This window comes from Streptomyces sp. NPDC043854 (assembly GCF_056436005.1).
Window position 1 is genome coordinate 1 of the sequence record NZ_JBWKDK010000101.1, and the last position, 10,574, is coordinate 10,574.

Sequence of the window (10,574 nt, forward strand, 5' to 3'; positions counted from 1 at the left end):
AGGCTTGTGCTCTTCCGATCTCCCGCGGAGCGGGTCCCAGAGCGCTGCGCGCTCTGAAACGGGGACTCTCCGCTTCGCGGAGAGTAATTGCGGGGCGCTGCGCGCCCCTTGGCCGGCCCTTTGGGCCGGGCGCCTGCGCTGCGCTTCGGCGCGGGTCCGGCCTTCGGCCGGGTCGGCCGCTTTGCGGCCTCTGAGCGGCCGTTTCACGGCCTGGGGCCGGTCGCTCCGCTCCCGGCCCGGGGCCCGCTTCGCGGGCGGCCAGCGAGGGTGGAGGGGGTTCGGTCCGTCTGTTCAGTTGCTCACGCTGTGTTGCTGAACTCAGCCTATCTGACGGGTAATTACCCTGTCAATTCGTTCCAACTGTTTCCGGGCAATTCTCTGTGTCGCTCTTTTTTGTGCGTTGCAAAGAGTTTCTCTCGCGTTGAATTGCCGCCCCTTTTCCGGGGGTTGCTTCGGTCTTTTTCAATTCCGAGTGTGTAAGGGGAACTTGGCCGGGTTCCCCTTACACCCCCGCCCCAATGTGTAAGGGGAACTTGCCCAAGTTCCCCTTACACATTTGGCTCTATCTGGCGGTCTCGAAATCGTCTTCATCGCTGCCGAAATCGTCCGCGTAAACGCAGTGGTCGGCGTGCTCGTAGTCGTCTGGGGCGTAGTCGCAGCTCTGGTCATAGCAGGAGTACGGCATGGGGTCTCCATTCGCCCTGTAGGTCGCGGAAAGTCCTGTGGCCCGGGACCATAGGGTCTCGGGCCACAGGCCGTCAAATCGCCTTACAGGGCCGCCTGTTAGGCGTCCTCGGTTTCCTCGGCAGGTGCTCCGTAGACGCTCTCCAGTTCTTCTCGGGTGTACCAGGTGACGCCCTTGATGACCTCTCCTGCGGGGAAGGGGATTCCGCGCTTGGCCATGTCGGACTTCTGCTGACGGGCCGCGCCGTACCCCTTGGGCACGATGCCGATCTCGCACGCCTGCCGGAGCGTCCAGCGCTCCTCGATGGGCTCGTCCTCCTGGACCAGGCGCTCGACCAGGTCGGCCATGGAGGGCGTGCCGGCCCCGCCCGCGGCTGACACGAGGGGGTCGTCTGACGTGTCAGACACGTGTTCTGACCTGGGACGGGGTACCCCTGTCGCCGTGTCGCCGGTGTCAGTGTCAGGTGTCAGGGCCTGCGGCGCCTTGCTGTAGTCGCCGGTGAGGAACTCGCCCACGGCGGCTGCGGAGTCGGCCCGCGCGATGTCCGCGGCGGTGATCCACGGGGCCATCTCGCCGTTGTCGAACCAGGCCGGGGCGGGCGGGCACGCGTCCAGGATCCGGCCGATCTCCGGTGTGATGTAGGCGAATTGGATTTCCTCCACCCGCTCCGGCCGGCCGTCCGCTCCAATCTTCTTCTTCTTGCGGCCCTTTGTGGAGATCACGCCCCGACCGGGAATGGTCTCGTCATATTCGAATCGCGGCGTGGTCGCACCGTACGCAACTGCCCACGAGGGATCCGAGGTTTCTCCCACAACCATCTTCGTGCCGACCTGATCGCGGGCCATCGTGGACCCGAATACATCCAGGCTGAATTGGTGCGTGCCGACCGCGACCCGGTGGTCCGAACTACGTCCCTGCATCAGGATCATTTGGAACCACACCAGGACCGGCGGGAATCCACGCTCCTTGATGATGTATTTCCACCACGCGGCCACGAACTCACGGAACGAGGGGAGTTCATCGATGATGAGGAGTCGTCCGATCGGTGTGGCGTCAACGTCGTCCGGATTCGGCTTCCAACCCTTTCGCTTGCGCGTCTCGGTGGCCATCATGGACGTGAAAAATTCCGCGATGGCCCACACGCATTCGTACGTCTCCGTGTGGATGCGGACGCCGGACTTTCCGTCTGCCTCCGACATGGAGTTTTGCTTGGGGTCGATGATGGTGACCAACTCGCCTGCCTGCCGGGCCACCGCAACGGCGATGTAGAGAAGGGTGGACTTGCCGGACCCGGTCTCGCCGGAGATGCCGATGTGAGGGGTTGCCGTCCCAGTGTGGACAAGGGCGGGGCCGTCGTGGGTCTCCCCGAAGTACAGGACGCGCGGGTCACCCATGGATTTCCACGAGACTTCTTCGGGGAGTTCCGGGCGCGGTTTAGGCGCGGCCTTTCGGCGCCAACTCACCGAATTCCCGAACCCCGTCAGGTCCGTGGAAATGGTCCACTCGCCCGGCATCCGGAGCCCCACGACGTGGGTGAGTTGGTGGGGCTCACCGATCCATCCGGAGGGCAGACGGAGGGAAATCTCTGCATCGGGCTCCGAGGGGTCTCCGGACACCCTGAGCCAGTCCTCCCGGGGCTCCCAGACAGGCACCGCGAGGAGCGTCCGCAGGGCGGCCCACAGGCCCGGCCCGTACTCCCGGTCCGCCGTGAGGGTGTGACCCACAGCAGCCGGGGTGTCCTCCTGCCACCACCGGACGTGCCGGTCGGTGCCGATGGTCTGCCACCGGCAGACCCAGGTGCCGGGCACGCACGCGTGCAGCAGCTGGTGGAGCGCGGCTCGGTCCTGCGGGGCGCCCAGCAGGGTGGAGGGCAGGCGCATCACGATCGCCGCGTCGGGCGCGTCCGCGTCGTGGGGAAGCGCGAGCCACGCGTCCATCACCTCGGTCTCGTCCAGCCGCAGGGCGGGCCGCAGGGCGGCCCACAGGGCGGGGCCGTGGATCTCGCCCCAGCCGGGTTCGTAGCCGCGCCACCACCGCAGCCCGTGCGGTCCGGTGACCGCGGCCGCGATGACCACGAGGGGGAGCGCGCACAGGCCGAGGACGATCCAGCCGCGCGCTTCGGGCCGGGCCAGCCACAGCAGGGCCAGCGCGGCCACCGTGAGCCGGAACAGGGCCACGGACGCCCACGCCCACCGCCGGTAGGAGCGGACGATCCGTACGACCGTGCCGGCCACCGGCGCCACCGCCCGGACGCCGAACACCACGCCGCCGACGACCGCCAGGACCAGGCGCCACGCGCGGCCCGCCCACGTGACCACGACGACCGCGCCGTGCGCCACGGTCTCCAGCGCCCGCGCTCCGCGGCCCTGGTAGGCGTCCAGGCGCCCGAACAGGGCCGCCACGCGCTTCCCAAGCCACAGCATGGCGCGGGACGGCTCACGGCCCGTCCAGGGCCCCGCGGCCGGGGCGGGGGCCGCCACCGCGCCGAGTTGGGCGACCGGGACGACCGGGCCCGGCTTCGGCGTGTCCGTGCCCATCGTCAGGAACCCCGACCCGGGGGCGGGGTCGCCCTTCAGCGGCCGGCCGCCGACGAACCGGCCGGTGAGTCGGCCGAGTCGGCCCACGCCGATGACCATGCCGGTGCCGAACGCGTCGATGAGCCCGTTGGCGCCGGGCCGCTTCTGCTTGCCCTGCTCCGTCCGGCGTTCGTCGCCGAGGTGGATGAACCACCCGGCCAGCAGCGCGGCGGCGATCAGGAGCGTGTACCAACCGCCCTGCGTGGTCGGCCGGTGCGCCCACAGCCACCCGCCGACCGCGGCCACCAGGTCCGCCAGCGCCTCCCCGGCCCCGCCGTCGGATCCGGCCGACCCGGCGGAGTCTGCGCCCGGTGGCGCGCTCGCCGCGTACCGCGCGGACATCTCGGTCATGCTCTGCATGCCTGGGGTCTCCTCTCCAGTGCTGGACCGCCCGGCAGTGCGGGTCCCTGGCAGGCAGCGCTGCCGGGCGGTCGTGTGCTGATCGTGCGCCCCGAACCGGACACCCGGCCCGGGGATTTGCCCTGACCCTGGCCCCGCACCCCTGTGGACGCGGGACGGGCCGGACGACTCCCTCCACCCGGACCAAGTACGGCCGGGCGACTGATTCAGACAGCCTGTGATGCGGATCACTCAATTGGGTGGTCTGCGGGGCCCGTCACCTCCTACAGGTCCGAAAACCGGGCCTCGTGTGACGCGATACCGCCGAAGTGACCTACGTCACACGGGCGTTGTGCCTGCCAGCGGACCGCCGGACCCCCGCTGACGATCCGCTGCCGAACCGCTGGCGGTCCGCTGGCGGTCCGCTGGCGGTCCGCTGGCGGTCCGCTGGCGATCCGCTGGCCAGCGTCCGGCGGCCCGCCCCAGCGGTCCGCCAGCGGTCCGCCAGCGGACTCCCAGCGGTCCGCCACGCCGTCCGCCCACCGTCCGCCCACCGTCCGCCCTCAGGGCGGACCCAGGGCGGCCCCCGTGGCGGACTCGTGGGCGGACGGCGTGGCGGTCGGGCGGCACCGCCACGCGCACCGCCATGGCCACCGCCACAGCACCGTCACGGCACCGCCACGGAACCGGCCGCATGGCGGTGCCATGACGGTCCGCTGGCGGTGGGTATGGCGGTGGCCGTGACGGTCACCGGTGAGCCCGTGTCCATGGACAGTCCATGGACACTCCCGCCCGAAACCCCAGGCAGACGCGGCCCTGACCCCGTGTCCATGGACACCCCGGCCGCGTCCCACAGCGGGAGCTGGCCGGGCACCGGGGCCACCGGCTCGGCCGGGACGTCCGCCAGCCGCAGCCGGTACCGGCGCGGGCGCCGACTCACCGGCCGTCCTCGTCCTCGTCCTCGTCCCACCCGGCCCAGTCGGCCACCCGGTCCGCCGCCTCCCGGGCCGCGTCGGCCAGCGTCCGCCGAGTGCCGGCCGCGGTCGCCAGCACCGGCGCCACCTCGACCGCCGCGTACACCCCGCACACCGCCACCGCCGTCGCCCACGCCGACGTCCACCAACTCACCTCGGGGTAGGGCAGCCACTCCGTGACCATCACCGTGGCCGCCAGCGCAACCAGCGGCCAGACGTTGTCCAGCGCCCACACCACGGGCCGTGCGATCAGGTCCCTGCGGTCCATCTCTGTCCCTCCCAAAAGTGGGCCCCGGGGCCGAAGGCCGGCCCCGGGGCAGATCCAAAGTCGGGCTTTTCTTCCGGCGCGGTCAGCGCATCCGGCGCTTCGCGCGCTCGACCTTCGCGTCGAACTCGCGCTTCTCCTTCTCGGCCTTGAGCTGGGCACGGGCCGCGTCCTCGACCCGCTCCCGCTCGACCGCGGCCGCCTTCACCGCCTCGATCTGGCGGTCCAGCTTCGGCGTGGGACCGGTCTTGACCCCCTTGGCCACCAGCGCGGCCAACTTCGTGATCTCCCACGCCGTGTACTGGCGGGGTTCGGGTCCGTTGGCGGTCATCGGGTCCTCCTCAGCTCGTGTCCGTGGCACAGCACCGGCGCGATGAGCCATCCCAGCCCCGCCACCGTCCACCGGCCGCCCGTCAACGGGCCCGGCGGTACCTCATCGACGATCCGGCCCGTCCGGCCGACCGCCCGCGGATCGTCCTCACACGCGACGACCAGCACCCTCTCCCCGGCCGCGAACATCACCGGCCGCCCTTCCGCCAGCGGGCCACCTTGGCCTTGGCCTCCGAGTGCCGGCCACGCTCCGCGGCAGCCTCCGCGGCCCCCGTGGAGGTGGCGGCCCACTTCTTCGCGCGGGCCCCGCCCCGGCGGGCGTAGTACTCGTCCTCCGGCGTCGGCATGTCCTCGAACCTGCGGCGACCGAACATCACTCGGCCCCCCGTCCGCGCTCGACCCGGGCGGCCCACGGCCAGCCGACCGCCAGACCCGCGCCCACCGCGACCACACCGGCCGCCGGGGCCGGGAGCCCCACCGCCAGCAGCACGGCGGTGGTGATCCCCATCAGCGGCCACAGCACCGCCAGCGCACGCAGTCCGAACGGGACCCTCGACAGCGAGCGCATCACAGGTACGCCCCCGTCCCCGCGTCCTCCGCGGCGGCCCGCTCGGCCGCCTTCGCCCGGCGGACCTCCCGCTTGACGGAGTCCACCGACACCGGCCGGTCCATCAGCGCGGACAACCGCGCCGCCATCACCGCCGGATCCGTGATCCGCGCCGCCCGCAGTTCCGCCACACCGGCCGCGATGCTCCTCGGCCGCTGCTCCGGCACCCGGTCCACCGGCTCACCACCGGGGGCAGGCTCCGGCGCCGCCGCAGCCGTGACCAGGGACGGCGCCTCCGCCGGGCGGTCACCGCCCGCCTGCCGGGCGGCCGCCAGCAGCGCATCCGCCGCCCATGCCCGGTCCGCCTCCGCCACGCCGGGGGTGGACTCCACCGCCCGGTACAGCGCCAGCATCTCCGCCTCACGCTCGACCGCGTCCCGCTCCGCCGACACCGGCACAGCCTCCGCCTCGACCGGCACCACGACCGCCTCGACCGCCGGGCGCTCCGCCCGCAGCACCGCCCGCTCCGCCCCCGCAGGGTCGGCGGCCGGCACGGCCGGACCGTCCGGCAGGACGTCGCGGACCGGGGCCAGCGCCTGCCGCTCCCGCTCCGCCGCCAGCAACTCCAGAGCCGCGTGCGCCTCCGCACGAGCCGCCTGCCTGCGCACCGCCGCAACCGCCAGCTGCGCGTTCGCGCGGCTGATCTCCGCGGCCACCCACTGCCGATCCTCCGGCGACAGATCCCGGTCGATGAACTTGAACACCGCCAGCCACATGACCTTCGCGATCAGGGACACGACCGCGCCGACCACCGCCAGCGCCACCGAACCCGCCAACAGCCCTTCCCAGGCCAGCGCGCCCATCGTGATCCCGACCAGCACCCACCCGGTCACCCGGGCGAACCGCCGCTTACCGGGGTCGAACCGGGCCAGCCACTCCAGCAGCAGCACCGTCGCCCACGCGATGTCGAACAGGGCCGCCGCAGCGAACCCCACCCCACCGCCCAGCAGCCGGCCGATGCTGACCGTGGACCACGCCACCGTCACCAGCGTCAACGCCAACACCAGACCGGCCACCGCCCGCAACGCGAGTGCGTCCCAGTCCCGCGGGAGCACCGGCACCCGGTCCGTCACCGTCCGCGCGACCTGGTGAACCACCCCGTCCCGCTCATGCGGGACCAGGAGCGTCTTCTTGACCGTGCGCCACTTCACCGCGCACCGCCCTGCTGCACAGCCGCCTGCGCCCGCTCGACCGCGACCCGCGCGGCCTCCGCGGCCGCCATCGCAGCCTCGGACGCCGCGTTCCGCGCCGCCGCCGCGGCCTCCAACGCGGCGTGCGCCGCGTCCTCGATACGATCCGTCACAGGACGGAACCTCCTGCTCTCATCAGGGGTGACGTCTCAGGCCTTGACCAGGGGCGGGAACCCCAGGTCAGGGCCGTTTTCAGTTGTGAGACGGGAGCCGATCGACTCCCCTTCACCGCCCGCCCCGAAGCGGGGCGGGCGGATCAGGCAGCCGACCCGAATAGCCAGTTGGGCGGGTTTGCACATGAATGCCCGGGGTTTTTCGGGTAGTTGCTCCCGGTTGGCCTTACGAGAAGAACTCTACGGCAAAGCACCCTTGGGAACAACACGGAACGCTAAATCTGTTCCTGTGGATTCTTTTGCGCTAGGCTCTGGCTATGCCAGCCATTCCGGAAGAAGCGCAGGCCGAAGCCCTGCGCGCGGTGGCGGAGGTATCCCTCCGCCGCACAGAGACCATCGCCCAACTCGACCGCGAGCTGCGCGAGGCAGCCATCGCCGCCGTACGCACGGGCGCGAACCGCTCGCGCATCCGCGCACTTGCAGGGGTCAGCCCCAAGACCTTGTACGCGTGGCTGGCCGAGGAGGGAATCGAGGTCCGGGCCAAGGCCCCGGCCAGGAAGAAGGGGGAGTCGTGAGCGCCTTATCCACCTGGTGGACCTGCGGATTCTGCGGGGGCGAGAACGACGACGCGCTCATGCGCTGCCCGCTGTGCAGCCGCGAGCGCCCCGACGCCACATCCGATGACGCGCCGCAGGAGGACTAGATGTTCGGCAAGAAGAGCAGCACTGGCAGCACCGACGCCGTGATGCGGCAGGCGATCCGCGACCTGCGGTCCACCGCCGGCGGGTTCGGCGTGGAGGACCTGCGCCGGTACGCCCGCGCCACCTACGGCGTGGAGCTCGACTACTGGGCGTGCTACCGCGCCATGCGGGGCGGGCACTGATGGGCGCCATACGAGACGCGCTCACCCGCGCCCGCGACGCGGCCGCCACCCGGCCGATCCCCGCCAAGGTGAGCACCCGCCTCTCCTTCCTGCTGAAGAAGGAGAAGGGGAGCACCGCCGCGGTGGCCGCACGCCTCGGCGTGTCCCAGCGCACCGTGCAGCGGTGGGCCAAGGGCACCCACGCCCCCAAGGGAGCCAGCGCCGAAGCCCTCGAACGTGAGGTGCGCAAGGACTGGCAGCCCCTGGTCAAGGAGAAGGCGGAACGCGAAGCGGCCCGGCAGGGCATCGTGGTGGCCACCCGGGCCCGGTTCGGTTTCCGCGCCGCCGCCGGATCCTCCGACGACGGACGCATACGGATGATCACGCAGGTCATCAGCCCCGAACACTCCGCCGCCGCGTTCGCCGCGTACCGCGCCGGAGCCAGCGAGGCAGAGCTCGAAGCGCTCTTCGGCGACGCCCTCGGCCACAGCTACTTCCGCGATGGAGGGACCCGCGCCGAAGGCCTCGATGTGGAGTTCACCGACGTCGCGCACATGGACGTCGAGTACTGATCACGGCCGCCGTGTCCTGATCAAGGAGTAGCCTGCACAACACCCACCACGGGTGATCAAGCCCAGAAAAGCCGAGAACCCCGGCCGATCCACAGCACCAACTGTGGGACTACATCGGTTCGGGGCTCGGATGACTACCAAGTCGGTGCCGAGTGTAGGGGAGAAATCTCCCCCCCGACCACACGGCAGCGGCTGAACCGACCCCGAAAGGGTCAGGAAGGCCCGCACGAGTGACCCCGAAGCGCCCCGCGCACAGGCAGGCCCCGCCCACCGAGTGCGGTTCCTGCGTCAAGATCGACGCCATTCTCCGCCAGCACAAGCGCCGCGCCCTCGGCCAGCCGCTCACCGGCGCGGCCATCGCCGCCGCCGCCGGAATCTCCCGGCAGAAGACGTTGGTGCACGTCCGCTACCTGATCGAGTGCGGGTGGCTGGAGGTGGACGGCCGGACGCCGGTGGAGCCGTGCCCCGCCACGCCGACCACGGCCGCCGCCTCCCACCGGCGCTCGCCGCTGGAGTGGGCGACCAGCCTCCCTCTGTCCTGCCGCACCTGCGGCCGGATCGTGGTCGTGCTCGCCTCCCAGGCCGGGGACGACTGGTTCGTCCAGCTCACCGAGGCGGAGATCGCCAGAGCGATCGGCCTCACGGAACGCCCCACCCGCGAGCACATCGCCGCCCTGACCGGCCGCCGGCCCCACGCCCACCACCACCAGGAGGCGCCGTTCCTGCGCGGGGAGCGGCTGGCGGAGACCGGGGGCCGCGGTGGTCTCCGGTGGGTGTTCCTCGACGGCAAGAAGCGCGACGGCGCCCTGGTCGACCTGTACACCAAGGAGGAGTACCGGGCGCTGCGGAACATCGCGCTCGACGTCCTCGCCCAGGCCCCGCTCATCACGGCCAAGATGACCGCCCGCGAGCGCACCGGCGCGGCCGAGCTGCTGGTGATCCCGCGCCTGCACATCGGCTACCCGCCCGCCGCGGTCCTGGCCGCCATGACCTACTCGACCGATCACGCGGAGACCGTCAAGGGCCATGCGTTCGGCCTGATCCGGTGGCGGCTCGACCAACGCGCGCCCCTGACTGGCTATGTGGCGACGGCTCAAGAGGCGTACGACCAGACCCCGGTGGTCCGCGATTGCGCGGGCGGCTGCGGGCTCCCGATCAGCGCCCCCGTGCACATCACGCACTGCGCGGACTGCCGCCGCCGGGAAGCGGCCGGCATCTCCGTCGACGTGGCGGAGGACGCCATCGCCAAACGGCTCCAGTCCATGCGGCTCACAGGGGAGACCCTGCGGGTCGGACAGGACCTGTACGTCTGAGACCCCCTCAGAGCCCCTCTACCGGCCCCGCATCCACTCCCCGGATGACGGGGCCACCCCATGCCCTGAAAGGCGCTCAGACGGCCACTCAGCGACTCGGGTTGGGTGTGACCCAAAACAGCCGGGGTGGGTTACACCCCCTGACCTGCGAAAACGTCCAGTTATCCCCAGAAACGGGCCCCACCCCGGCCCCCCGATGTGCGCTTCAGGGCGGATTCACGGCCAGAGTGGCAGGCAAATTAGGGCATACATGGGCAAGTTGGGTGTCACCCAAAACAGCCGGGGTCCGATCCCCCATCTGACCTGCGAAAACGTCCGGTTATCCCCAGAAACGGCACCCCAGATCCACAAGGATGGGTTACACCCGTCCACACGTGGGTTACACCCTCTGACCTGCGGAAACGGTGGTTTTCCCCAGGGGGGTGTCACCCAAAACAGCCGGGCTCCTAGGGAATACAGGGTTGCTCGGTCGGAAGAACGCGGGCGCGCAGCGCTCGCGGTCGGCCGACCCGCCGCGCCGGTTCGCGCGCGAAGCGCGCGGGCGGGCAGCGGCCGCGAGGCGCGCAGCGCCGAGCCCACCTGACAACAGCGCGCAGCGCTGTTGGACCCGCTCCGCGGGAGATCGGAAGAGCACAAGCGCGCAGCGCTCGCGGTCGGCCGACCCGCCGCGCCGTTTCGCGCGCGAAGCGCGCGGGCGGGCAGCGGCCGCGAGGCGCGCAGCGCCGAGCCCACCTGACAACAGCGCGCA

Annotated in this window: 12 protein-coding genes; 5 read left to right on the plus strand and 7 right to left on the minus strand. The window is 71.4% G+C overall.

Features of this window, described 5'->3' with window-relative positions:
- Positions 1-783 precede the first annotated feature (783 nt).
- The 7 genes from AC068A_RS36670 to AC068A_RS36700 all read right to left on the minus strand — a co-directional run bounded on the left by AC068A_RS36670 (position 784) and on the right by AC068A_RS36700 (position 7,079).
- Positions 784-3,621, minus strand: coding sequence for a hypothetical protein (locus AC068A_RS36670; protein ID WP_478590627.1), 2,838 nt, complete (start codon positions 3,619-3,621; stop codon positions 784-786).
- 915 nt (positions 3,622-4,536) lie between these two features.
- Positions 4,537-4,842: a hypothetical protein gene (locus AC068A_RS36675; protein ID WP_478590628.1), complete on the minus strand. Its 306-nt coding sequence runs from the start codon at positions 4,840-4,842 to the stop codon at positions 4,537-4,539.
- Between the two features lie 82 nt (positions 4,843-4,924).
- A complete protein-coding gene (locus AC068A_RS36680) occupies positions 4,925-5,170 on the minus strand; it encodes a hypothetical protein (RefSeq protein WP_478590629.1) in 246 nt (81 codons plus the stop codon).
- Positions 5,171-5,357: 187 nt separating this feature from the next.
- Positions 5,358-5,516, minus strand: coding sequence for a hypothetical protein (locus AC068A_RS36685; protein ID WP_478590630.1), 159 nt, complete (start codon positions 5,514-5,516; stop codon positions 5,358-5,360).
- A 26-nt stretch (positions 5,517-5,542) separates the two neighbouring features.
- The gene (locus AC068A_RS36690; protein ID WP_478590631.1) at positions 5,543-5,737 is read right to left on the minus strand and encodes a hypothetical protein; all 195 of its coding nucleotides are present in this window, start codon (positions 5,735-5,737) and stop codon (positions 5,543-5,545) included.
- Positions 5,737-6,927, minus strand: a complete 1,191-nt coding sequence (locus AC068A_RS36695; RefSeq protein ID WP_478590632.1) for a hypothetical protein — start codon at positions 6,925-6,927, stop codon at positions 5,737-5,739. Before AC068A_RS36695 ends, AC068A_RS36690 begins: the two co-directional genes overlap by 1 nt.
- On the minus strand, positions 6,924-7,079 hold the full coding sequence (locus AC068A_RS36700) for a hypothetical protein (RefSeq protein WP_478590633.1): 156 nt from the start codon (positions 7,077-7,079) through the stop codon (positions 6,924-6,926). Before AC068A_RS36700 ends, AC068A_RS36695 begins: the two co-directional genes overlap by 4 nt.
- A 317-nt stretch (positions 7,080-7,396) precedes the next feature.
- Here AC068A_RS36700 and AC068A_RS36705 point away from each other — a divergent pair, with 317 nt between their 5' ends.
- From AC068A_RS36705 to AC068A_RS36725, 5 genes are all read left to right on the plus strand, one after another.
- On the plus strand, positions 7,397-7,654 hold the full coding sequence (locus AC068A_RS36705) for a hypothetical protein (RefSeq protein WP_478590634.1): 258 nt from the start codon (positions 7,397-7,399) through the stop codon (positions 7,652-7,654).
- Positions 7,651-7,782 (plus strand): hypothetical protein, encoded by a 132-nt coding sequence (locus AC068A_RS36710; RefSeq protein ID WP_478590635.1) that lies wholly within the window; start codon positions 7,651-7,653, stop codon positions 7,780-7,782. The genes AC068A_RS36705 and AC068A_RS36710 overlap by 4 nt, the downstream gene beginning before the upstream one ends.
- Positions 7,783-7,962 carry a hypothetical protein gene (locus AC068A_RS36715; RefSeq protein ID WP_478590636.1) on the plus strand — a complete coding sequence of 60 codons (180 nt, stop codon included), beginning with the start codon at positions 7,783-7,785 and terminating at the stop codon, positions 7,960-7,962. It abuts the gene before it with no gap.
- The gene (gene tpg / locus AC068A_RS36720) at positions 7,962-8,513 is read left to right on the plus strand and encodes a telomere-protecting terminal protein Tpg (protein WP_478590637.1); all 552 of its coding nucleotides are present in this window, start codon (positions 7,962-7,964) and stop codon (positions 8,511-8,513) included. The genes AC068A_RS36715 and tpg overlap by 1 nt, the downstream gene beginning before the upstream one ends.
- A 230-nt stretch (positions 8,514-8,743) precedes the next feature.
- Entirely contained in the window at positions 8,744-9,826 is a 1,083-nt protein-coding gene (locus AC068A_RS36725) for a hypothetical protein (RefSeq protein ID WP_478590638.1), read from the plus strand.
- Positions 9,827-10,574 lie beyond the last annotated feature (748 nt).